This window comes from Leptospira kobayashii (assembly GCF_003114835.2).
GTDB lineage: Bacteria > Spirochaetota > Leptospiria > Leptospirales > Leptospiraceae > Leptospira_A > Leptospira_A kobayashii.
This window is the reverse complement of sequence record NZ_AP025028.1, coordinates 2,140,916-2,164,995: the sequence shown is the minus strand read 5'-3', so window position 1 is coordinate 2,164,995 and position 24,080 is coordinate 2,140,916. Positions and strand designations below refer to the sequence as shown.

Below are 24,080 nucleotides of genomic sequence, written 5' to 3'. Positions count from 1 at the left end.
ATGTTAGAACCGATTACAAAAGGTATCGATGACCTAGGAAACAGCCTTCTACTGGCACTGAATAGTGTACAAGGTATCTTTGGAAAGGAACTTTCCGTTGCCAATCCGATCAAAGACAGCATTTTACAATTGGTTGGCAACACGCCTCTCATTCGTTTGAACCGAATTGGTTCGGAATATACAGGCATTCATTTTTATCTAAAGGCGGAATTTCTAAATCCAACCGGTTCCGCCAAAGACAGAACCGCGCTTGCCATGTTCATTGATGCGGAAAGACGCGGAAAACTGAAAAAGGGAATGTCCGTGGTTTTGTACGGAGCAGGTTCTTCTTCCATCAGCTTTACCTGGATTGGAAAATTAAGAGAGTATCCTGTTTATTGTTTAGTACCTCTTCATACTTCTCAGGAAAGGATTCAGATTTTAAGAAGTTACGGTGCGGAAGTGTCTGTGACAAATGAATCCGATGGGGCCAGACTTGCGGAGCTTGCCGCTTCCAAGGCTCAAAAAGTAAACGGTTGGATTCCTGATGAGTCTGCAAATCCCGCAAATCCCAATTTTCATTTTAAGACTACAGGTCCCGAGATTTGGAGAGATCTGCAAGGGAAAGTGGGAGCGATTGTTTCCGCACCCGGAACCGGCGGAGCCATCACAGGAATCGGAAGGTATTTGAAGTCGCAAAACTCCCGTTTGAAGGTAGTGATTGCAGGAAAACAAAATTCATCCTTTCTGCGTTATGGCAGAGCCAAGGACAAAATGGAACAGGAAGCGATTTCTCTTCCGGCAGTTTACGATCCCAAACTTATCGATGAGTATTTCAATGTATCGCCTGAAGAGGCACTCCATCTTCAAGCGGATCTTTATGAAAAAGAAGGCATTTTTGCAGGACTTACTACAGGTACAGTGATCGTAGGTGCTTTGCGATTGTCCGAAAAAATCAGAGAGTCCGTGAGTAATGAACGGGATCCTTTCAATATAGTCATTCTCTCTCCTGATCGGGATTAAACATCACGATCAGTTTCGTTTCCGTTCGTCACACTTAGATTTTTTAAAAGATTTTCCGATTACCAATTTTCCTTTTCTTTCTCTTCTCCCAGAGAAAACTGTCTCAGTATATTAAACCCTAGAGAAAATTCCTTTTTGTTATAATCATAGTCCGCACCCCTGAGAAGCTGAGTGTGGGCTAAAGCTCTTGTATTGGAGACAAAGAACTGGAATACATGGCCTCCCGTTTCAATGTCCACCCCCATACCCAAAGGAACAAATCTATGTTCTACGGATTTGTCCAGTATCAGGTTTTTTAAAATGATTTCATTCATGGAAACGGAACCGGTCGTTAAACCTCTGTTAATTTGATCTCCTGTGAGTTGGGTGATTCCGTCGATTGTGGTTTTTTGAGACTCTACCGAATAATTGTCTCCGAAATAATCCCTTTTGGGTGTGAGAATGGATTCAAAGCTGATATCGACTCTGCTTGTGATTTTGAATCTACCTCCGATGGAAAGACCGGTTCTCGAGTTAGAGATATTATAGGGCGCAAAATTCCTATGAGTGTACATAGGAGAAGCTTGGATCGAGATTCTATCCGTAAACTTTCTGGAGATAAGTAAAGACCCCATGTATGATCTTTTGTCCTGATCCGTTAATTCATAAGTGTTCAGGCCGCCGTTGATCCGGTTGTCAAGAGTTGAATTTCCTGTCCAGGAACGGGTGTAATACGAGAATATCAGGGATTGATCGGAAGTCTCCTGACCTGCCACTCCGAAAAGACTCACAGTAAAAGGAAACCAATCTTGCGACACCAATCGAAACTTGGTTCTTGCTTCGTAAGTTTTGAATTGCGAAGTTCTCGCGATCCCAACACTCCATCTGTCAGTAATTCCGTAATCCAAAGAAAGTTGCGTATTGGCACCTTCATCCAATCCTAAAAAATTATCGGACCCGGGTTTCGCACTTCCGAATCTATGATTGAATCGGAATACCAGATTTTTCGCTCCGATGTCTTCCGTGCTCGGCATATAGATCAGACTTGTTCCCATAAAATGAGTTTGTGGCACAGGGTCTGCAAAACCTGGGAATGAGAATACAAGAAGGAAAGAGGATACTACCGACAGGCAGTTGAATTTGAATATTTTGAAATAGGTCATTGAATTACTCTGAAATGAAACTTAATTTGACTTTGACTTGGATTTCGGGATTGATCTTCATGATGAGCAACTGCGGCACTTTTATATTATAATCTTCTAATTTAATTGTAAAATAGGAGAGTAGTTCGAAAGTGCCTGACCGTTTTTGAAGATTTCCTGTGAGTGAAACATTTTCTTTCTTTTTACCGTGGAGTTCGAGACTGCCGGTTGCCTTTACTTCCCCTTCCTCTTTGATTTCGGAAATTGATCCTGAAAATATAGCGAGAGGATGAAGTTCCGTTTCCAGATAATTATCATGCAGATGTGATGTTTGTAGTCTGTTAGGTGTCTTTAGATCCTTCAGATTGACTTCTATGAAGATCTGTTTCGACTTGATATCCACCCAACCGGAGACAGTCATTCCTTCTCCGGTGATTGTCTCCAGACTGGACTCGGATTTGAAATAAACTTTTCCGGAATTTACGGTCCAACGTTTGGATTCGGAGCGGATTTCATTTGCAAATATGAATCCGAAAAATAGTGATAAAAGAAAGAAATACTTCAAGGATTGGAACCACCTAATATCCAACAGTAGATGGCTTTGTCTACGGATTGGTTTGTGTTCACAGCCATGGAGCCTGTGGATTGAGCGATGTAGATGGAGGAAGTAGTGGGAGAACCGGGAACCGTATAGGCTTTCACAGCTGCGTAATTTGTAGTATTGTATTTGGTAGTTCCATCATGACAGCCGGAAGAGCCGCATGTGGAATTAAAACCGGCCGTTGCCAAAGAAGAGAACGCAGGGGCAGCTACTTCACATGTGGGAATGGGAAATTTGCCGGTTGTGGTGCTTGTGGAGGACGAAGATCCTGAGCGGGACAATTGGGAAAGCAGTGCCGCACCTATGGCAGTGTCTTTGTCTTTCTCACTTGCCTTTTCATTTGCACAAGCGGTTAAACAGCCGAGTAAAACAATAATACCGAAACTTGAAATGGATAATTTTGACATAAAGACCTCTGGATTTCTTTGTATTTCTGAATCTTTCCAGTATCCTGGACTTTCTGTATAATAATTTATTTACCAAGAAGAAAAGGAAATCCATTTCCAGTATAAAGAATTCAACAAAAATCGTATATTTACTTCTGGTATAGTTTTTTAATGTCCGAAAGAGAATCCCGGGCTACTTGTTCCCCCAATTGAATGAATTCTTTGTTTCTCCAAAACTCAAACCAATTCGAATTTTCAAGAATCGGATTGAGGTAAACATCCGCATCTTGTGCGGAATATTTGCCGATTCGATACTGGAGAGAATACAAACTATTTACAATGATATCAAGCACATTCAAATTCAATAATTTGTTTGTTTTCATCGTATCTCTGGACGAAGGCATCGAATTGACGGCAATGATCTTTTCCACTCCTTCCAACTTCAATGGAGAAACAGGAAGGGGATTTACAATCCCTCCGTCCACATAGATTTTTCCGTTTTCCTGAGGCTGGGGAACAAATACTCCCGGGATGGAAATACTGGCCATCACTGCATCGAGTACTCTTCCTTCGGAAAGTACGATTTCCTTTCTGTTTGTGATGTCGCAGGAAACAAGTCTGAGTTTGATCGGAAGGTCTTCGAAATAAAGTTCTCCCAGATACTTTTCCAATAAACTTCTTACGTTCTTTCCATGCAGAAGACCTTGTCCCGGAAAGGAAAAATCCACCAATTTCAACATTTTGAAAATAGAGTCGATTTCGTTTAACAAAGGTAAAATTCCTTTGTAACCGAGTCCGCTGGCCCAAAAAGCCCCTATAACGGCACCTATACTGGTTCCGGAAATGATATCCAAGGCAAGTCCTTCCTCTTCAAAGACTTTCATAATTCCCACTTGAGCAAGACCTAAAGCGGCTCCTCCTCCGAGTGCAATCCCCACTTGGACTCCCGAAAATTCGCGCGCCTTTCTACGGATATGAATCTCCAATTTTCCTTCGTCAATGATGGATTCGATTGCGGTTTCGTGATAAAGCACTTCATTGGACTTGGATTCTTCGGAAATACATTCTTTCAAAGGATCGAAAGGATTTTCTTCCGTAGGTTTGTTTTTTCCTACCAGATTGACTATATTATCCGATTCTTCCAAAAGGGTTCGTATGAGTTCGGGAGGATCTTCCGGAAAGATTTCCAAAAATATAAAGGAATGAGTTGGGTAATGTCTTCCCAATGTTTCTTTGATTTTATCGGGGTCTTTGAATCTATATTGTTTCAGTGCATCCGATTTTATCATATCGCTGACCGTTTGTTGGTTGAAACGGAGTATGACTGTTTTTTTTCCCGACTCTTCTTCGATGGCTTCCGCCAATTTGGTGGAATAAAAATTCATTGCAAAAGGGGATGAATGGATAAAGCAAACCACTGAGTTACGAAAGTATTCCTTGCTGCCCAAAAGTTCGTTTCGCAAAGTCTTTGTTAGCATTTTGGAAAATGTTGTGGAAAGGAAAGGGATTTTGCGGATCAGTTCCTGAAAGTTGTTTTGGGATAATACCAGAAATCTGGACTCGGACAATGTTTTGGCATGATGGGAATGATCCTCCCCTGTTAAGAGAGAGTGGATTCCGAAGTATTCTCCCTTTTTGAGAACCTGCAATTCCTCTTCCTTGATCTCTCCCTTCGCAGGGATATAAATCCGGACGGACCCGGAAAGAATCAAATAGAGACTTTGGTTGTTTTCCCCTTTTTTATAGAGTAATTCATCTCTTTTGGATTCTACGATCTGTACACTTTCTGCGACCCATTGAAGTTCCTTTTTTTGCAAACTTCGGAACAGGGGAAGCCCGGAAACCAAGTGGATTTTGCCTTCGATATCTTTCATTTAAGCCAACTCTTCTGCCAGATTCCAGGATCTAATCGAAAAGAAATTTTGTTTTTCACCGATTTCAAAGTTTTTTGTTGACTAATTATCCGTTAAGTAGTTATCATGTGTATAGCAAATAGGAGTTTGGTATGATTACACATTTAAAAATTCGCGACTTCGCCTTGATTGAATCCCTGGATTTGGACTTTCAGACAGGGCTTTCTATTTTCACAGGAGAGTCAGGTTCAGGCAAGTCTCTCGTTTTTGATGCGGTAACATCACTCCTCGGAGGGAGGTGTTCCACTTCCAATATTCGAACCGGAAAAGAGAAATACTCCCTCCAAGCGATTGTTTCGTTAAAGGATCACCCCGAGGCAAAAACATATCTCACGGAACAGGGATTTCAATGGGAAGGAGAAGAAATTATACTCACCAAAGAGTTGTTAAAAGACGGAAAGGCAAGAGTCAAAATAGGAGACTCTCTCGCTTCTACGACTCATTTGCGGGAACTGGGAAAGACGATTGCGGAAATTCACAGCCAGAATGAACAGCTTTTCCTTTTGGAAAAATCCCACCAATTGGAGTTTTTGGATCGTTTCGGTCGTTTGGAATCTTTAAAGGCAAAAGTAAAACTTTCCTTGCAAAACTTCCGTCATTGGAAGGAGAAATTGACCAGCTTCGAAGAATCGGTTTTACATTCCAAAAAAAGAAGGGAAATTCTAAATTACGAAATCGGAGAAATCGAATCCATTTCTCCCAAAGAAGGTGAAGATGAGTCTCTCGCCCAAGAAGAAAGATTTCTCGCGAACGGGGAAAAGTTATCGGAAAACTACCGTTATATTTTAGAAGAGTTGTCCGATAAGGAAAATTCGATTCTCAAGGTTTTTCCTTCTCTTCTGCATTCCATAGAAAAGATCACTCAGCTTGTTCCTGAAAAAATGCCCATTCGGGAAGAATGGGAAGATGTATACGATCGTTTGAAAGCGCTTAAGTCCACTCTCAGAGAAGATGAAGAAGAATTATTTTTCAGCCCGGATCGTTTGGATATGGTTCAGACAAGACTACAGGAATTGACCAAACTTAAAAAAAAGTATTCCTCTTCGGTTGCGGATATTCTACTCCAGCTGCAAGAGAAAAAGGCGGAATTGGAAAAATGGTCCTTGGAAGAAGACGATCGGGATTTTTTAGTCCAAAAACACGATCAGTCCCTTGCCGAACTGAAAGAACTTGTATTCCAATTGTCCAGATCCAGACGCAATATTTTGAATTCTTTCGAAGAGGAAGTTCAGAAAGAATTACAGGATCTGGGAATGGAGGGAGCCCGTCTGCAGGTTGTTTTACGATGGGAAGAAAATCCGGACGGGGAAGTGGAAGACGGAACTAAGTCTTATTTCCTATCAGAATCGGGTCTTGACCAAGTGGAATTCTATTTTAGCGCCAATTTGGGAGAAAAACCAAGACCTCTCCGTAAAGTAGTGTCCGGGGGAGAATTGTCCAGGGTGATGCTTGGACTCAGGAGTGTCCTTGGGAAATTCTGTCCCTCTCCTCCGATTTTGATTCTTGATGAGGTGGATACCGGTTTGGGAGGAGAAGCTGCGAATGCTTTGGCCACAAAACTGAAACGATTGTCACGCAATTCACAGATTCTGCTGATCACCCACACACAACAGATCGCTGCGTCTGCGGATTCTCACTTCTTGCTTGCGAAATATGCTGAAAATGGACGCACTTTCAGCCAGGCAAAAATTTTAAATTTTGGGGAACGCAAATTGGAGCTGGCTCGGATGATCGGAGGAAAACAAGTCACTCAAGGAGTTCTCAAAGCCGCAACAGATTTATTACAGAAGAAGGCGGTTTAATTGGATTAAAATAGTATTTGGCGAAAAAGGGAAGAAAGAAATCCTTATTCTGTAATCCTGAATTGGGGTCATTTAATGTTCTTTCCTTTCGCTAAATCAGATTCAATTATTTCTTCCGTTCCACCTGAAACGATACCGATTGTAATTATCTTCGTATCTATTGTTGGTTTTACCATTATCATTGAACGACTTGTTTTTTTCTGGAAGTTGAAACCCATCCCTCAGGATGATTTGAAAAAAATCAGAGAACTCGTTCGTGAAAAAAAATGGGACGAGGCAAAAGATCTTCTTTCTCAAAAGACGATTGCTCCCGCTTCCGTAGTATTACAATTAGCCTTCGATTTGAAGCGCAGAAATGTGGAGTATCTGGAGGATGATGTAAGGCAAGAAGGCTTTCGCCAAATCAGTCTTATGGAAAAATACCTTACCAGTCTCGGAACGATCGCTACCATTGCTCCTCTTTTGGGTGTACTTGGAACCGTGATCGGAATTGTTCGGTCTTTCGCAGAAGGTGCAGGAACCAAGGGAGCGGAAGTAGGGATTTCGGAGGCCTTAGTAACGACTGCTATGGGACTCGGAGTCGCGATTCCCGCTTACGTGTTTTACAATTATTTTTCCCGTTCGAAAGAAGAGCGGATTATCGAATTGGAAAATGCAACGGATCTTGTGCTTCCCTACGTAACCAAGCAAAAATAAGTTATTATGAAGTTTCGCAAGAAGCAACAATCATTCAGCAATATCGAACTTGCGCCACTCATTGACGTTATTTCTTTTATTGTTATCTATTTTCTTATGAATGCTACTCTGGAAAAGAATACCGCTTTGAAAGTGGAACTTCCCAGATCTTCCAGTGTAGCCAAGGAAAAAGTAAAAGATGAATTGATCATCACTGTCGATAAACAGGGCAAAGTGTTTTTGGATCAAAATACGGAAGCAGTTGCACTGGATTCTTTAACTGAGAAGATCAACGGATTTTTAGGGCCGGAAAAAGAAAGAGACCCAAAAAAGAATAAAGTAATAATCCGCGGAGATGGCGGTGCTTCTTACCAAATTGTTGTAAAAGTAATAGATGCTGTGAATGCAGCGGGTGTTAGCCGATTTAACTTAGCAATGGTAAAAGGTACTTCAAAATAGATTTTTGAAATCGAAGAAATTATATTCCTTTTCTGCAGTCATATTTAGCATCGGACTTATATTTTCGGTGCAGTGGCATGCTCTCTACTCCAACCGAACCTCTTTTGTTAATAAAAAAATCACAAAGATAGAATTTCAGGGAAATAGAAACACGTCTTCAAGCGATATCCTGGAGATGATGGAGATGCGGGTTGATGTTCTTCTGACTACGGAAATGATCAATGCGGATATCCGCTCTTTATTTCAATCCGGATACTTTTTCCAAATCGATATTCAGGGAGAGTTGGACGGAACCGACGGAGTTAAGGTTCTAGTCGTAGTTCAGGAGAGACCGAGGGTCAAAGACATTGATTTTATCGGTGCGGATGAGGTTTTTCCTTCCGACCTAAGGGAAAAAATTCCTCTGAAGGAAAATGAAGTAATCACTCCCAAAAAAGTCGCCCTATCCAAAGAAGTAATTCTTAAAAAATATAGGGATGAAGGCTTTTTTCTTGCCTATGTTCGGTTTGAAACCGATCCCATCGACGAAGAAACGAATACGGTTCGCGCCAAATTCATTATTGATGAAGGGGAAGAAATCCCTGTTTCCAAAATCAATATATTCGGAAATTCGGAAGTGGATACTTATGAATTGCAGGGAATCCTCGATCTAAAGGAATCCGGTATTATTGAATCGGGAGTATTTAAAGAATCCGCATTCGAGTCCGACAAACAAAAGATTATCGGTTTTTTAAAATCCAAAGGTTATGTGGATGCGGAACTAAGTAACGACGGAACCAATTGGGAAATCAAATGGGAAAATCCCAAAAAGAAAGACAAGCGGGTTGTGATCGTAAACTTCAAATTGACGGAAGGAGATCAGTATTTTTTCAACGGATATTCAACCGCTCACGATATGACTCTTGCTCCCAACGGGATGCCCTTATACCTCAACAAAGAAAATAATCCTGTAGGAACTCCTTCGGAAGAATGGAAACCGGTCTATGAAATCAAACACATAAAAAGTCTGTATGAATTCGGAGACAATGATATAGGAGAAGTTTTCGACGAATCCAAATTTCAAAAAGACAGAGGGACGATTAACGAAAATTATTCGCAAAAAGGTTATCTGTTCGCTCAAGTCATTCCCAGACGTCGAATTGTAGAGCTATCGGAAGATTCCCTGAGTCGGTATGAAAACTGTTCCAAAAGAACGAATCCCGATGCCATAAAGGAATGTGAAGAGGAATATTCCAGATTAAACATCGCAAAATTAAGATCTCTTTATGATGCAAATAAAGGTCTTCGGGGTAAAAAATTCATCCATGTGGATTTTACTATCCGTGAAAACAATCTTGCATTCGTTGAAAATATCATCATCAAAGGAAATAAGAAGACATTGGATCGGGTGATTCGAAGAGAACTTCTTTTCAAACCAGGTGATCTTTTCAATTCCATGCTCGTGAACAGGTCCAGGGAAAGAATCTTTAACCTGGGTTATTTTAAAGAAGTAAACTTCAATATGCGTCCCGGTTCCGATGAGACCAAGATGAATTTGATCATCGAACTTGTGGAACAACCTACCGGAACCGTTTCCATGGGTGGTGGTTACGGAACCATTACGGGATTTTCCATTTTTACCCAATTGGGTGAAAACAATCTTAACGGAACAGGGCAACAGATTCAGGGAAGGATCGAATTCGGACCGATCAGAAGATACTTTCAATTGTCTTGGACGGAACCTTGGTTATACGATAAACCATGGTCATTGACTCTTTCCGCTTTTTATTCCGCAAGAACACTCTATGTGGGTGCGACTTCCATCACTGAAAACAACAACCAGGGAATCAAGGAAACCGCTTCCTATGAAAGAGCAGGGGTTGGGGTAAGTGCGGGGATAGGACATCGTTTTTTGATCAACTGGACGCATTTTCATCGTTACTCTCCTTCCTTTTTCGCATCTACAAGGCCTACTTCGCTCGTATCGGATCAGGTATTGGCGGAGGTAGATCGGGGCTGGCAATTTCGCTCCCAACTAACAAACGGAATTGCTTATGATAGCCGAGACAATGTTTTCAATGCGACTCAAGGGTTTAACTTGGTTTTTTCCTTGGATAACGTCGGTCAGGTTTTGGGCGGTGAAAGCCATTTTGACCAATACAGTCCAATTATGGAGTATTATCAAACTTGGTTTGATTATACTTTTTTCGGACTTATCAGAAAGAATGCTCTCAGACGTTGGAGAGTGGTTCAACAATTCAGAACTTCCTCCGTTTTCACATACGAGAGAGCACCTTTCCGTAAAAGCCAGGACAAAGAAAAAGTTCCTTATATCCAAGTGCAGGATCGTCTTTATTTAGGTGGTTACGAATCCTTAAGAGGATGGTTTTTCGATGATAAATATTATCCGGATGAATGGAAAAACGGTGCGGCGAGTAGGGTACTATTTACATCGGAACTACGTTTCCCGATCGAACCTTCCTTATTATGGTTCGTAGTTTTCTGGGATGCCGGTGCCATGTATGAAGAGGTCAATAAAGCAGTCGGTGAAAGAAAGGACTATTTCAAAGCATATGACCAGACGGTTTTGAACCAACGTTATACTCAACCTTATGAAACTTATTTTTACGAACATTTCAATCAGTACGGACAACCGCTCGCCGAATCTCCGTTAGATCTCAATGATCCGGGGAGATTGGTTCTATCCAGTAAAAATATGTCATTACAGAATTTCAAATACTCCTGGGGATTCGGGTTAAGGATTCAAATTCCCGTATTGCCTTTACGTTTGTATTTCGCTCAAAAAATACGTTATACCGGTTCGGGGGAACATCCTTTCTCCACGTATCCCGACTCTAATACGTTTCAATTTGTATTCGGAATTGGAGATTTACGTTTTTAGTGGATGCTGACCTAAACGAAGAACAAGCGTTAGCAGTTCAGACGGTAGAAGGTCCTGTTTTGATTTTGGCGGGAGCCGGATCCGGTAAAACAAGAGTCATAACTTACCGGATTGCCAAATTAGTTAAGGAACACTCCGTTTTTCCCAACCGTATATTAGCGGTTACATTTACAAATAAAGCCGCGCAAGAAATGAGGGAACGTTGCCAGTCTCTTCTGGAAATTAAAAAAGGAGATTCCGAACCTTTTATACGAACCTTTCACTCGCTCTGTCTTTATATTTTGAGAAGAGAAGGAAAGTCCGTCGGACTTGGATCCAATTTCACCGTATACGATAGCGATATGCAGGAATCTCTGATCAAAGAGATTTTAAAGAAAAGAGATTTGGATACAAAAGAGTTCAAACCTTCCCATCTCAGCAATGCTTTCTCTCATGCAAAGGATGCTTTCCTTACAGCGGAAGAGTATTCCAGGAAGAACCAGGATGACGGATATGCCCGTACCATTTCGGATGTTTTTTTGGAATACGAAAAGGAAAAACTGAAACGAAATGCGGTCGATTTCGGAGATTTGATTTTACTCACAGTCATTTTATTTCGGGATTATCCGATGGTTTTGGAAAGATACCAGAATTATTGGCAGTATATTATGGTGGATGAATACCAGGATACGAACAAAATCCAATACCATCTGGTGCAGTTGCTTGCTTCCAAAACGAAAAACTTATGCGTAGTAGGTGATGATGACCAGTCCATTTATTCCTGGCGCGGAGCGGATATTACGAACATTTTGAACTTCAGTAAGGATTATCCGGAAGCACTTGTCGTTAAGTTGGAAGAAAATTACAGATCCACGAAAACGATCATCAATGCGGCAGCGAGTGTGATCGCCAATAACACGATCAGAACGAAAAAAACTTTGAGAACAAACAATCCTGCGGGTGAAAAAATCAAAGTTACTCTGTATCAGAATGAAACGGAAGAAGCCAACGGAATTTTACAAAAAATCAAAAGATACAAGAAGCCTACTTCTCGTTATGCGGAACATGCGATTTTTTACAGGACCAACAGTCAGTCCCGCTACTTTGAAGAGACTTTCAGAAAAAACGCGATTCCTTATAAAATATTCGGTGGATTCCGTTTTTTCGACAGAAAAGAAGTCAAAGATTTGATCGCATATTTATCCATTATCATCAACCCTTTGGATTCCACATCACTCCTTAGGATTATCAATTCCCCTCCCAGAGGAATCGGTGAAACTACGGTGGAAAGATTGATTTCTTATTCCGTCCAGGAAGGAATTTCGCTTTACGAGTGTTTATCGAAGAAAATTCCGGAGATTAAAAAAGGAACTGCACAAAAATTAAAGGACCTATCCACTTTGTTTGAAGATTTGATGAGCGATCATGAGAAACAGGAACCTGCGTCCGACATCGCTTATGAATTGATCGAACGATCCGGTTATAGGGAGTATTTGGAAAATGAAGATACCGAAGAAGCATTTTCCCGATTGGAAAACTTAAACGAATTTGTAAACGCTCTCAAGGAATACGAGGAGAACTCGGAAAATCCGAGTCTGGAAGAATATCTGGGAAACATCTCACTCATCACAAGTGAAGATAATACAAAGGATCTTGCCGATTATGTAATCCTTATGACAGTGCATAACGCCAAGGGTTTGGAATTCAAACATGTTTACCTGGCAGGGATGGAAGAAGGTACATTCCCGCATTTTTTAGCGAGTGATACGAAAGAGGGTGTGGAAGAAGAAAGAAGGCTTTGTTATGTGGCGATTACCAGAGCACGTGAGCATTTGGAAATCAGCCTTTCCCGTTATACCCGCAAATTCGGTGAAGTGGAAGCTAGAATTCCTTCTCGATTTCTGGAAGAAATCCCCTCTGAACATTTGAGCGGGGATTGGTTCGAATCCAGCTATGGTGTAAGGAAACCAAGCCATTCCCCGCAGGCTTCCCGGACGAGCCAGAAAGAGGAAAAAAACGAATCCATTCATTCCCAAAAAAATTCAGGCACATACAAAGTGGGAATGAAAGTCCGTCACAAAGTGTACGGAGAGGGTAAAATCAAGTCGGTCTCCGGATCAGGGGACAATCAGAAAGTGGAAGTGGTATTCGGAAGCCATGTAGAGAAAAAATTCTTATTGGCATACACTCCCTTGGAGATTATATTATAACAAAGATCCTTCGGATCTTGATTCGGTTCTCATTTCTTCGGAGGTTGTATGAAAGTTCTTTTTTTACTTATTTTTACGCTGTTTTTCGGCCAGATTCTTTTTGCTCAAGCAGCAGAGACAGGCGGCCTTGCGGAAGAGTTCACCAGGCTGGAAGATTATCTTCGCAACCAAAAGCTCACACCGGAAGAGAAAAAAAAGATTTTTGAAACCAATGTGATCAATTCTTTAAGAGTGACTCTTGCCCGCAAAGTGAGAGAGCCTAAAAAAGAGTTAAAAGATTTAAAATTTCAAGATGTAAAAACAGAAAGACCTGAAGGAACTAACAATCTTTATGTGAAGTATAAAAATTTCGTTATTTCCTACTCTTATAGCGCTGATCCCGAATCTTATTATATTTCCCCGTTCGAGGAAAAGGTTTTGGAAAAACCGAATGGCGCTGATTTGAATGCGGCTCATTCGGATGAAAAAGTCGTTACTCCTCCGAAATAAGGGAGACTCGAATCTATTGCTGATGGACAAAAAAGAATTCGAGGAAGTTTGGAAATGGGTACTTTATGCCGGGGATAAAATTCTCTCTATTTATCAGACCGATTTTCTTGTAAAAGACAAGGGAGGAAACGATCCGGTTACCGAGGCTGATCTACTTGCGAATGATATACTTTACGAACAAATTTCCAAAAATTTTCCCGATCACGGGTTTTTGTCGGAAGAGAGAAAGGACGATTCGGAAAGGTTGGATAAAGAGTGGGTCTGGATTCTTGATCCGATCGATGGAACCCGCGAATTCGTAAAGAAAAACGGTCAATTTGCGTTGAGCTTAGGTTTGGCGAAAAACGGAGAACCTTATTGGGGGGTTATTTTTAATCCGGCAACAGGAGAATTCTTTTCCAAAGATGAAGCCAGTTTTTCTGTAAAACTTTCGGCCCCTTTTTTATCTTCTAAAAACATACAATTGATCGAATCCGAATTATCCAAGCCTGCGCGGGAAGAAGGGAATTTTTTTGCATCAAGCACCAAACCAAAGTTATTCGTGTCTCTTTCCGAGATGAAAGAAGGACTTTTTTCTGAGGACACTTGGAAGGAAAATTTTGAAGTGATTCCTTTGGGAAGCATCGCATACAAATTGGGTTTGTTATCCGCAGGAGTAGGTGATTTGATTGTTTCTTTGAAACCGAAAAATGAATGGGATATTTGCGGTGGAATTTCACTCCTCTCTTCTCGAGCCTTTCGGTTTTTTCCTTTAAAAAACGAAGAATCCTATTCTTTTAATAATAAAGACACTCGTTCGTACGGGCTGGTAGCAGGAACCAAAAATGCGGTTGATTATCTTTTGGATAAAATTCCTGTTGAGTCTTTGACTTCAAAAGTAAGGGACAAATGGTAGAAGTGATTAAGGTAGGAATGGATGCAAGACCGCTCTCCACCCGAATTTCGGGAGTGGGCAGGCTCATTGCGGAAACCATCAAAGCATTTCCAAATCCTGAAAAATATCATTTTTATCTATTTTCCCATCTTCCGATCCACAAGGATCACGACTCTGTTTTATCCTTGCCCAATATAACCTTCGTTTCGCGAGGGGGGATTTTCAAATGGAAAGGAGGGATTTATTATAATCTGTTTCTTCCTATTCTTTTTCGATTTTTTAAATTGGATTTGTTTTGGGGTTCCCAGCAGATTCTTCCTCCTTTTTTACCACGCAAATTGAAAGCGGTTTTAACTTACTGCGATCTGGTTCTTTATCTTTATCCTGAAACAATGAGACCTTTGGCCCGGATTCAACAAAGAATGTTTCAAAGATATTCCGTAAACAGAGCCTCCCATATTCTTTCCATCTCCAAACAAACGAGCGAAGATATGTGTTCCTTTTTTGGATATGATCCCGAAAAAACAGGGGTATCTTATCCGGGAGTGAATCAAAAGGAAATCGACCAGGCACTTCTCGGTACTCCTTCCAGAAGAGTGACCGATTTGGGAGAAAATTACATACTCTCGGTATCAACAATCGAACCTAGAAAAAACTATCCTTTCTTATTGAAGGTATTTCGGGAATATAGAAGGCTGAATCCTAAAGAACATCAGAATTGGGTGATCGTCGGTAAGATCGGTTGGGAAAGCCAGGAATTTATCGAAGAATTGAGACAGGAACAATCGTTATTCGGTGATTTACATATTTTGGATTCGATTGCCGATGTTGATTTGCAACATATTTATAAAAATGCGGGTCTCTTTTTATTTGCTTCGCATTACGAAGGTTTTGGGATTCCCATGTTGGAAGCGATATATCAGAAAAAATACTGTATGGTTTCTGATATTCCTACGTTTAGAGAGATTGGTGGAACCGGGGTTACTTATTTGCCTTATAAAACCGATGCGGATGCGAAGGAATGGGCGAACGAGATTTTGAAATTTTATAAAAATCCCATTCTGCCGACTTCCGATATTTCTTCTTTTACTTGGGAAAATACGGCAAATATTACCGAAAAAGCGTTTCAAAAAACATTAAAATAACGCTGAAACAAATTCTTTTTTCTTTCCACAATTCCAGAATATAAAATCAGATTTTTCTGAATCAATGATTCGACGTGTAGGTGGAATTTATCTTCCGTCATCGCCTGAATTTGAAAAGACCATTCTTTGGAATGATCAGAGATTCGAATCTTGTCAGCAAAGATTTCGATAATATCCTCTTCCGTCCAATCAGCTTTTGTTTTTATCCCTTCACGAAAGAAAGTAACGGAATATAAGTTCTTTTTTTCCTTCCAAATAACTAGCGTTTGTATGTTTTTTTCATACGGTTCTTTGTCTTGCAGGATCATGGAAATCCCTTTGCCCTGCCAGTTGCCAGTGTTATAGTTTTTCCACTCGGGAAGAGACGAGAAATAGTTGTAAGGTCGAAAATTCAAAAAAAGCTGATCCTATGAGATATTTCTCAATTTCCATATTATTTCCGATAGTTTTTAGCTCTCTCACTTTTTGCAAAAATACACAAGATCCTACAAAAAGCTTAATGGACTTGGAGTTATCAACTACAACCGAAGAAAAGGTAAACTTCCAAAACTTCAAAGGAAAGGTAGTTGTCTTGGATTTTTGGGCGACTTGGTGTGAACCTTGTACCAAGGCGGTTCCGGTTGTGAATGCTTGGAAAAAATCGAAAGAGGGAAGCGATTTTGTTTTTTATGGGGTGAACACTGACACGGATCTTTCCAAGGAAGTCATAGAAAAACACAGGAAAGATTGGAAAATGGATTACCCGACTGTTTTGGATGGGGGTTGGAAGTTAGTGGAAAATTATAAAGTAGAGGGGATGCCTTGTTTGCTTGTTTTTGGGAAGGACGGATCCATTGTCTATCGACAGTATGGATTACAAGCGGAAGACCTTGCCGGACTACTCATTCGATCTCGTCTTTGGAATGATTGAATTGTGATGCAGTGTTGTGCACTGCTAAATATCTTTGTTTGGCGGGAATTAGTTTTTGATTAAGTATTTGATTGGCTAATATGCACTGCACAATAACGAAAATACAATGAATTAAAAAACTAATTCAATGTTAAAGATGAAAAGGACTTGACTGGGTGTGTCAAAATTAGTCCTCTTGAGTTACCTTTTTTACATTTGTGATCCAGAAAGGAGTCAATAATGCCAGCCAATTTGCCCGAACTCTTCCAGCAGAGTGCTGAAAAATTTGGGAATCGCCCAGCGTTTTTTAGCAAAGACGAAACTAAAAATTATAAGCCAACGACTTTTAAAGAAGTCTACGATTTAGGATTGAATCTAGCGGAAGCCTTGATTGATCTTGGAGTCCAAGCTCGCGAAAATGTCGCTTTGATTGCAGACAATCGTTTGGAATGGATTGTAAGTGATTATGGTATTCTTATCGCCGGTGCGGCGGACGTTCCTCGTGGAACGGATGTTACCGATTCAGAAATCGTTTATATTCTAAATCACTGTGAAGCTAAAGTTGTATTTTTAGAAAATGATAAAGTTTTAGAGAAATTTCAAAAAAACCGTTCTCAGTTCGAATTTGCAAAAACCATCGTGATTATGGACAAAAAGTCCACTGCTACCGGTGTCCTCAAGCTGGATGAACTTCTTTCGAAAGGAAAGGATCTGAGAGACAAGGGTTCTAAAAAAGCAGAAGAACGCATGAAGGGGATTAAACCCGACGATCTTTTTACAATCATCTATACTTCCGGAACTACGGGAATGCCAAAAGGCGTTATGCTGATGCATTCCAATATGCTTCATCAGACAAGTTCCATTTTATCAAACATGATCCAAATTCGTTCCGAAGAAAGAATGTTATCCATTCTTCCTGTTTGGCACGTGTTTGAAAGAGTGTTCGAATATTTGGCGATTGCAGCCGGATGCGCCACTTATTATACGAATGTTCGCGATCTAAGAGACGATATGAAAAAAGCCAAACCTACGTTTATGGCTTCCGCGCCTCGCCTTTGGGAAAGTATTTACAACGGTATTTATACGCGTATCAGCGATCCTAAACAAACACCTGCTATCCGAAGAGGTTTGTTCAAGTTAGCATATTTCTTTTCAAAACATTTCAATGCTTCCGTGCGTTTCCTAAAAGGAAACCAAGTGGATTACACAGGAAGAAATCCGATTGCCTCTCTTTTTCTGGGAGTCTATCACCTGGTAATTGCGATTTTGACAGCACCGTTGTATTTCCTTTTGGATCTCATCGTTCTTTCTAAAATCAGAGAAGCAACCGGCGGAGAGTTAAAAGCTTCCGTATCCGGTGGTGGAGCTTTGCAAAAACATGTAGATGCTTTCTTCAATGATATTGGGATCAATGTATTGGAAGGATACGGGATGACTGAAACTTCTCCGGTGATTTCCGTAAGAACTTTCAAACATTTGGTTCAAGGTTCCGTAGGTGTAATCACTCCCGGTTCTGAAGTTCAATTACGTGACGATTCCGGAAAAGTATTAGCGCATATGGATGCCAACCAAAAGCTGATCGCGGGAAAATTCGGGCTTCGAGGTGTAATTCATCTACGCGGTCCGCAAGTGATGAAAGGTTATTATAAAAACCCGGAAACCACAGCGAAGGTGATCAAAGACGGTTGGATGGACACCGGTGATATCGGTATGTTCAATTTTAAAAAGACATTAACCATCACTGGTCGCGCGAAAGATACTGTAGTTCTTTTGGGTGGTGAAAACGTAGAGCCGGTTCCAATCGAGAATAAACTCACCGAATCTCCTTACATCTTTCAAGTCATGGTCATCGGCCAAGATCAAAAAAATCTAGGCGCGATCGTGATCCCTGATTTCGAGAAATTGGGAGAATGGGCAAAGGAAAACGGGATCAGTGAGACCGATAAACAAAAGTTGATTGAGAATCCTAAGGTTATCGATTTTTACAAAAAAGAAATCAAGGCTTTGAATAATGTTAAAACAGGTTTCAAATCTTTCGAACAAGTAACTCCTTTCTTTTTGATTACAAAACAATTTGAAGTTGGGGATGAGATGACAAATCTTCATAAAATGAAACGTCATTTGATCACTGAAAAATATAAAGATAAGATCGCATCGCTTTACGCAGCGGAGTGATCGGTTTTTCATAGCCCGATTTTTTCGAATCAAAGCCGCTCGGAAGAGCGGTTTTTTTTTGCCTGTCTCTTTTTTTATCTTCTGCCGATAGATTCAAGGTGAGCTCCTCTGATGGCAAAATTTCATCCTTAGAACCTTCCGTTTTCTATCCATACATCCACCAGGATTTTTATGGGATGGATTCTTTGTTCTTATCTCCTTTGCAAAAAAAGGAAATTTGGGACTTCACAAGTGTGACTCAGATTCATACCTCTTTTTTGGCATTTTTAACTCTTCGATCATTTCTTTCTTTCGAGGAAAATGGGATTCCATTGACCTTAACAGGACTCCCTCGTATCTGGAAATCCTATCTTTCCAAAACCAATTATTTGCAAATCAATCCTTTTTTGACTACGGATGATTTTGTTCCCAGTTTGATCGGAGAAAGAGAAGAAGAATCCCATGAGAAGGATTTTTCTTTTGGAAGTTCTTGGAAACATTCTTTGCGTTGGGAATATTCCGGTGCAGGGAAGAAGGTAGTATTTTTTTGCGCCAGCGGAAAGGATAAAGAGGAATCGACCAGCTTGTCCGAACTACTTTCCCAATTCCTGATCGATTCTCAAAAAACGGACAGGTTGACCCGAGCCTATATCAGGAAAGAGACTTCTTCCTATCTTTATTTGCAATCTCCGGAGCAAATCCATCCCAGAGTATTTTTTAGAGAAACGCAGAACATACATTCTCCTTTTTTACTGTTTATCGCAGAACTGACTCCTGCTTGAATTTTATTCCCTCATATTGAGGGAACGAACGATTTGGATGAGTTTATTTGCTTTTTCAAAGATGTTGGCTGTCGCGAGGATCTCTTGTTTGGCGGAAAATTCATAATTTAACAGAGAAGCAATGAAATCAATCGGAAACGGGTGTTTGGTGATGTGATTCATTTTCATGATCAGGTTTTCCTCGGCTCCTTCCGAAAGTAATATTCTTTTTGTCAAAACCAAAAGCTCTTCTACAAGATTTTGGAAGTCCGGATCATCCTTTCTGTTCAATTCCTGTTTTATTTTTTCCACTTGCGCAATTCGAAACGGCTCTGTGGATTCATAGCTTACCAATTTTGCAGTGCCCATTCCTTCCAAGATGATATTGGATCTTCCGTCGGGGAGGCCTTCTTTTTGAATGACATGGCCCCATCCGAAAATCGACTCAATCGGAGGAGCACTCGATTCTAAATAATTCCAATCCTTTTTGTAAGGAGCTATCGCCATTTCGTTTCCATTTTCCAGACAAAAATCCAGCATTAGCCTATACCTTGGTTCGAAAATATGTAAGGGTAAAAAAGTACCAGGAAATAAGAATACTTCTGGTAGAGGAAATATCGGCAACGTGAAGGTTGACACGTAGAAAGGTTGCATATTTTCTGATAAGCTGTAAATCTAAAAAGAATAGAGAACAAATTGAAAATCAATTCATTAAAGTTAAAGAAGGCTTTCTCCCAGCTAGGAGAACAAAAGATAATGGTGGTGGGAGATTTGATCCTGGATGAGTATCTTTTCGGATCTGTAGACAGAATTTCGCCGGAAGCTCCGGTGCCTGTTGTTTGGGTGAGAAAGGAAAAACAAACTTTAGGTGGTTCCGGAAACGTAGTTAAAAATCTTTCCGCATTTTCCAGCCCTTCCATTGTTTTGGGACGATGCGGTGCGGACAAAGCCGGTGAAACATTGAAATCTTTGCTTCTTTCCGAAAAAGTCTCCCAAGAAGACATTCAGTTGCTCGAATCAAAAGGGATTCCTACGATTTTAAAAACGAGAATCATCGCTTCCCAACAACAAGTTTGCAGAGTGGATCGGGAAGAAATCATCCCACTTACCCAAGAAGAAGAAGACCAAGTGATTTCTCAGGTAAAACAAAAAATCGGTGAATCAAAAGCGATCATCCTATCCGACTATGACAAGGGTTATCTGACCCTTCGACTGATCTCAGAAATTATAAAATTAGCGGTTCAAAATCATGTGATCGTAACTGTCGATCCTCAAGTGAGTCATTTTTTTCAATACAAGGAAATCGATATCATGACTCCCAATCACCATGAAGCGGGAAAAGCATTGGGTCGAAAGCTTTCTTCGGAAAAAGAAATAGAAGATGCTTGTCTTGAAATTGCGGAAAAAACAAATCCAAAAGCGGTGATGATCACCCGAGGGGACAAAGGAATGACTGTTTACGAGACAAAATCGAAACAATTCTATCATATACCTACTGTCGCCAAAGAAGTGTTTGATGTAACGGGAGCGGGTGATACGGTGATTTCCGCTTATACTGCATTTCTTGCGGCGGGGATGTCCATATATGAATCAAGTCTGATTGCAAATGCAAGTGCAGGTGTGGTTGTTGGGAAATTGGGTGCCGCTACTCTGGATACGAATGAAATCGAAGAGAGTTTGTTGCAACTGGGACTTTTGGAGAAAGGACTTTGAGCTATTTTACATCCCTTGCGGATAAGATCATTTCTACGGACCGGATTGAAGAGAAACGGCTCTCTCTGGAAGGTAAAAAAATAGTATTTACTAACGGCTGTTTTGATATCTTACATCCTGGGCATGTAGAATATTTGTCCCGTGCGAGAGACTTGGGAGATTTGTTATGGCTTGGATTGAATTCCGATTTGTCGGTTCAAAAATTAAAAGGACCGACAAGACCGATCAATTCTTTGGAAGATCGTGCGAAGGTTCTCGCGGGTCTCGCCTGCATTGATCTTATTTCCTCTTTCGAAGAAGAAACTCCTTTGCATCTCATCCAAAAAATCCGACCGAGCATCCACACAAAGGGAGGGGATTATTTGGCAGAAAAGCTACCGGAATACGGTTTAGTAAAATCCCTTGGCGGAGAAGTGGTCATTCTGCCTTTTTTACCAGGGAAATCTACTACATCCATTTTGGAAAAAGCGAAGACCCATCTCTAAACGGTATTGATTTTGCGGTTATCTCCTCCAATTTGTAAAAAACGTCATTTTGCCTGGAGTAAGAATTGTCCAAGACCAAATATATTTTTATCACCGGAGGGGTTTCCTCCTCTCTAGGAAAGGGAGTCACTGTTGCTGCCCTGGGTTGTCTCTTGGAGGCAAGAGGTTATTCCGTATCCTTACAAAAAATGGATCCTTATATCAATATAGATCCGGGAACGATGAGTCCTTACCAACACGGAGAAGTTTACGTTACCGAAGACGGTGCGGAAACGGATTTGGATCTCGGTTATTACGAACGTTTTACTAAATCAAAATTTTCCCGTAAAAACTCCGTTTCCACGGGACAGATTTATCATGCTGTTATCGAAAGAGAGAGAAAAGGGGATTATCTCGGCCGTACCGTACAAGTCGTACCTCATATTACGAATGAAATCCGAAATCGTATTTATACCTTGGCCCGTGACAATGAAACCGATTTCGTAATTGTGGAAATCGGAGGAACCGTGGGGGACATCGAATCCGTTCCTTTTCTGGAAGCCATCCGGCAAATGCGTTACGAACATGGCGCAAAACAAGTGTTATTTATGCATTTGACTCTTGTCCCTACGATCACTGTAGCAGGCGAGGCGAAAACAAAACCGACCCAACATTCCGTAAAAGAACTTTTGGCATTGGGAATCCAGCCGGATATTCTGGTTTGCCGGATCAATAAACCGATGTCGAAAGAGATGAAAAGTAAGATCTCTCTCTTTTGCAATGTTCAGGATCAGAATGTAATCTCCGCCGTGGATATTTCCACATCCATCTATGAAATTCCTTTTATGTATCGGGAAGAAAAGTTGGATGAAGTCGTGTTAAACGCGCTCGGGATGGATCTTCGAAAATTGAATTTTTCCCATTGGGAAAATATGATCAAAAAAATCCGGAACGCAAAAAAGACCGTTAAAGTCGCGTTAATCGGAAAATACATATCGTTACAAGATGCCTACCGTTCCGTTTACGAATCTTTGGCCCATGGCGGAATCGCAAACGAAGTAGAAGTGGAAGTTGTCAAACTGAATCCGGAAGACATCGATTCCAAGAATGTAAAGGAACTTCTGAAAGGTGTGACCGGCATCTTGGTTCCGGGAGGATTCGGGGAACGCGGGATTGAAGGTAAGATCGCTTCCATTCAATATGCAAGAACCAAAGGGATTCCTTTTTTCGGGATTTGTTTGGGAATGCAATGTGCGGTAATCGAGTTCGGTCGTAATGTCCTGGGATATAAGGATGCGAATTCCACCGAGTTTCAACCTCATTCCGCTCATCCGGTGATTTCCATGATTGAAGAACAAATGGAAATCGAAAGAATGGGAGGCACAATGCGTTTGGGTGCTTATCCTTGTGTGGTGAAAAAAGGATCTCTTGCATTCCAAGAATACAAAACCGAAAGAATTTCGGAACGACATAGACATAGATTTGAATTTACTCTCCGGTTTAGAGAAGAGTATGAGAAAAAAGGAATGAATCTAACCGGATTTTCGCCTGACGAAAGTTTGGTGGAAATCGTTGAAGTTCCGAACCATCCTTGGTTTGTGGGTGTTCAGTTTCATCCTGAATTTCAATCGAAACCTACTGACCCGCATCCTTTATTTGCAGGTTTTATCAAAGCAGCAGCGAAGCTGGCGAAAAAGACGGAAGGTTGATATGAGCGATTTAATTGAAGAAAGAGAATTTTTCGGTAAAAAAATCGGCGGACGAAATCCATTTTTTCTAATCTCCGGTCCTTGCGTTATGGAAAACCAGGATCTATTGGATCGGGTTTGCGGAGAGATGAAAGACATTTGCGACGAACTCGGGATTGTTTATATATTCAAATCTTCCTTTGATAAAGCGAACCGTTCTTCCATCAATTCTTATCGCGGCCCCGGAATCGATGAAGGAAGAAGACTACTCGATTTTATCAAAAATAAATACAATGTACCGGTGTTAACCGATGTACATGAAACCAACCAAGTGGATCCTCTGAAAGATACTGTGGATATCTATCAAATTCCTGCATTCTTATGCAGACAAACCGATTTGATTGCAAAGGCAGCCGAAACTGGAAAATGGGTGAACGTAAAGAAGGGTCAGTTTATGGCACCGGATGACACCCGTCATATCAAGACCAAGATCCAAGAATCGGGTTCTGAAAAGTATATGGTAACGGAAAGAGGAGCTAGTTTCGGATATGGAAATTTGGTTTTCGATATCCGTGGAATTCCTATGATCCATAAACACGGGATTCCTCTTGTATTTGACGGAACTCATTCCGCGCAATTGCCGGGTGGAGCCGGAAATATCACGGGGGGCCTACGCGAATTCATTCCTCATATGATGAGAGGTGCAGTTTCCGTTGGAGTGGAAGGTTTGTTTATGGAAGTTCATCCTGATCCGGAAAAGGCTCTTTCCGATGCAACGACCCAATTTCCTCTTCATAAAGCAAAATTCCTTTTGAAAAATCTTTTGGAAATAGATCGTTTCGTAAAAACAAAAGTTTTGGGATTAGATTAATTC

22 protein-coding genes are annotated in these 24,080 nt (G+C 40.8%); 16 read left to right on the top strand and 6 right to left on the bottom strand.

Annotation, left to right across the window (positions count from 1 at the left end; all coding sequences use genetic code 11):
* A complete protein-coding gene (locus tag DI077_RS09540) occupies positions 1–1,002 on the top strand; it encodes a PLP-dependent cysteine synthase family protein (RefSeq protein ID WP_109019907.1) in 1,002 nt (333 codons plus the stop codon).
* Between the two features lie 59 nt (positions 1,003–1,061).
* On the opposite strand, the gene DI077_RS09535 is transcribed toward DI077_RS09540, so the two are convergent.
* From DI077_RS09535 to DI077_RS09520, 4 genes are all read right to left on the bottom strand, one after another.
* A complete protein-coding gene (locus DI077_RS09535; RefSeq protein ID WP_109019906.1) occupies positions 1,062–2,144 on the bottom strand; it encodes a DUF5777 family beta-barrel protein in 1,083 nt (360 codons plus the stop codon).
* Positions 2,145–2,148: 4 nt separating this feature from the next.
* Entirely contained in the window at positions 2,149–2,688 is a 540-nt protein-coding gene (locus tag DI077_RS09530; protein WP_109019905.1) for a YceI family protein, read from the bottom strand.
* Positions 2,685–3,131 carry an LIC11213 family lipoprotein gene (locus DI077_RS09525; RefSeq protein WP_109019904.1) on the bottom strand — a complete coding sequence of 149 codons (447 nt, stop codon included), beginning with the start codon at positions 3,129–3,131 and terminating at the stop codon, positions 2,685–2,687. The genes DI077_RS09530 and DI077_RS09525 overlap by 4 nt, the downstream gene beginning before the upstream one ends.
* A 128-nt stretch (positions 3,132–3,259) precedes the next feature.
* Positions 3,260–4,984 carry a patatin-like phospholipase family protein gene (locus DI077_RS09520; RefSeq protein ID WP_109019903.1) on the bottom strand — a complete coding sequence of 575 codons (1,725 nt, stop codon included), beginning with the start codon at positions 4,982–4,984 and terminating at the stop codon, positions 3,260–3,262.
* Positions 4,985–5,115: 131 nt separating this feature from the next.
* On the opposite strand from DI077_RS09520, the gene recN reads away from it, so the two are divergent.
* The 8 genes from recN to DI077_RS09480 all read left to right on the top strand — a co-directional run bounded on the left by recN (position 5,116) and on the right by DI077_RS09480 (position 15,537).
* Positions 5,116–6,825, top strand: coding sequence for a DNA repair protein RecN (gene recN / locus DI077_RS09515; protein ID WP_109019902.1), 1,710 nt, complete (start codon positions 5,116–5,118; stop codon positions 6,823–6,825).
* A 75-nt stretch (positions 6,826–6,900) separates the two neighbouring features.
* Entirely contained in the window at positions 6,901–7,521 is a 621-nt protein-coding gene (locus DI077_RS09510; RefSeq protein WP_109019901.1) for a MotA/TolQ/ExbB proton channel family protein, read from the top strand.
* 6 nt (positions 7,522–7,527) lie between these two features.
* Entirely contained in the window at positions 7,528–7,959 is a 432-nt protein-coding gene (locus DI077_RS09505) for an ExbD/TolR family protein (RefSeq protein ID WP_109019900.1), read from the top strand.
* A gap of 4 nt (positions 7,960–7,963) precedes the next feature.
* A complete protein-coding gene (locus DI077_RS09500; protein WP_109019899.1) occupies positions 7,964–10,840 on the top strand; it encodes a BamA/OMP85 family outer membrane protein in 2,877 nt (958 codons plus the stop codon).
* The gene (locus DI077_RS09495; RefSeq protein ID WP_423241741.1) at positions 10,840–13,029 is read left to right on the top strand and encodes an ATP-dependent helicase; all 2,190 of its coding nucleotides are present in this window, start codon (positions 10,840–10,842) and stop codon (positions 13,027–13,029) included. Before DI077_RS09500 ends, DI077_RS09495 begins: the two co-directional genes overlap by 1 nt.
* Before the next feature lie 48 nt (positions 13,030–13,077).
* The gene (locus DI077_RS09490) at positions 13,078–13,518 is read left to right on the top strand and encodes an LIC11625 family surface-exposed protein (protein ID WP_109019897.1); all 441 of its coding nucleotides are present in this window, start codon (positions 13,078–13,080) and stop codon (positions 13,516–13,518) included.
* Positions 13,490–14,413: a 3'(2'),5'-bisphosphate nucleotidase CysQ family protein gene (locus DI077_RS09485; protein ID WP_242935147.1), complete on the top strand. Its 924-nt coding sequence runs from the start codon at positions 13,490–13,492 to the stop codon at positions 14,411–14,413. The genes DI077_RS09490 and DI077_RS09485 overlap by 29 nt, the downstream gene beginning before the upstream one ends.
* Positions 14,407–15,537, top strand: a complete 1,131-nt coding sequence (locus tag DI077_RS09480) for a glycosyltransferase family 4 protein (protein WP_109019895.1) — start codon at positions 14,407–14,409, stop codon at positions 15,535–15,537. Before DI077_RS09485 ends, DI077_RS09480 begins: the two co-directional genes overlap by 7 nt.
* Here the strand turns inward: DI077_RS09480 and DI077_RS09475 are convergent.
* Positions 15,519–15,932, bottom strand: a complete 414-nt coding sequence (locus DI077_RS09475) for a hypothetical protein (protein ID WP_109019894.1) — start codon at positions 15,930–15,932, stop codon at positions 15,519–15,521. The two genes, DI077_RS09480 and DI077_RS09475, sit on opposite strands and share 19 nt — an antisense overlap.
* A gap of 14 nt (positions 15,933–15,946) precedes the next feature.
* Here DI077_RS09475 and DI077_RS09470 point away from each other — a divergent pair, with 14 nt between their 5' ends.
* The 3 genes from DI077_RS09470 (at position 15,947) to DI077_RS09460 (ending at position 19,362) form a co-directional block, all read left to right on the top strand.
* The gene (locus tag DI077_RS09470; protein WP_109019893.1) at positions 15,947–16,447 is read left to right on the top strand and encodes a TlpA family protein disulfide reductase; all 501 of its coding nucleotides are present in this window, start codon (positions 15,947–15,949) and stop codon (positions 16,445–16,447) included.
* 219 nt (positions 16,448–16,666) lie between these two features.
* Positions 16,667–18,601 (top strand): AMP-dependent synthetase/ligase, encoded by a 1,935-nt coding sequence (locus DI077_RS09465; protein WP_109019892.1) that lies wholly within the window; start codon positions 16,667–16,669, stop codon positions 18,599–18,601.
* A gap of 98 nt (positions 18,602–18,699) precedes the next feature.
* Positions 18,700–19,362, top strand: a complete 663-nt coding sequence (locus tag DI077_RS09460; RefSeq protein ID WP_109019891.1) for an LIC11631 family protein — start codon at positions 18,700–18,702, stop codon at positions 19,360–19,362.
* A 3-nt stretch (positions 19,363–19,365) separates the two neighbouring features.
* Here the strand turns inward: DI077_RS09460 and DI077_RS09455 are convergent, their stop codons facing one another.
* The gene (locus DI077_RS09455) at positions 19,366–19,995 is read right to left on the bottom strand and encodes an LON peptidase substrate-binding domain-containing protein (RefSeq protein ID WP_167837128.1); all 630 of its coding nucleotides are present in this window, start codon (positions 19,993–19,995) and stop codon (positions 19,366–19,368) included.
* A 42-nt stretch (positions 19,996–20,037) separates the two neighbouring features.
* On the opposite strand from DI077_RS09455, the gene rfaE1 reads away from it, so the two are divergent.
* The 4 genes from rfaE1 (at position 20,038) to kdsA (ending at position 24,077) form a co-directional block, all read left to right on the top strand.
* Positions 20,038–21,054 (top strand): D-glycero-beta-D-manno-heptose-7-phosphate kinase, encoded by a 1,017-nt coding sequence (gene rfaE1, locus DI077_RS09450; protein ID WP_278321634.1) that lies wholly within the window; start codon positions 20,038–20,040, stop codon positions 21,052–21,054.
* Positions 21,051–21,539, top strand: coding sequence for a D-glycero-beta-D-manno-heptose 1-phosphate adenylyltransferase (gene rfaE2 / locus DI077_RS09445; RefSeq protein WP_109019889.1), 489 nt, complete (start codon positions 21,051–21,053; stop codon positions 21,537–21,539). Before rfaE1 ends, rfaE2 begins: the two co-directional genes overlap by 4 nt.
* Positions 21,540–21,604: 65 nt before the next feature.
* The gene (locus DI077_RS09440; protein WP_109019888.1) at positions 21,605–23,227 is read left to right on the top strand and encodes a CTP synthase; all 1,623 of its coding nucleotides are present in this window, start codon (positions 21,605–21,607) and stop codon (positions 23,225–23,227) included.
* A 1-nt stretch (position 23,228) separates the two neighbouring features.
* Positions 23,229–24,077, top strand: coding sequence for a 3-deoxy-8-phosphooctulonate synthase (kdsA, locus tag DI077_RS09435; protein WP_109019887.1), 849 nt, complete (start codon positions 23,229–23,231; stop codon positions 24,075–24,077).
* Positions 24,078–24,080: the final 3 nt, after the last annotated feature.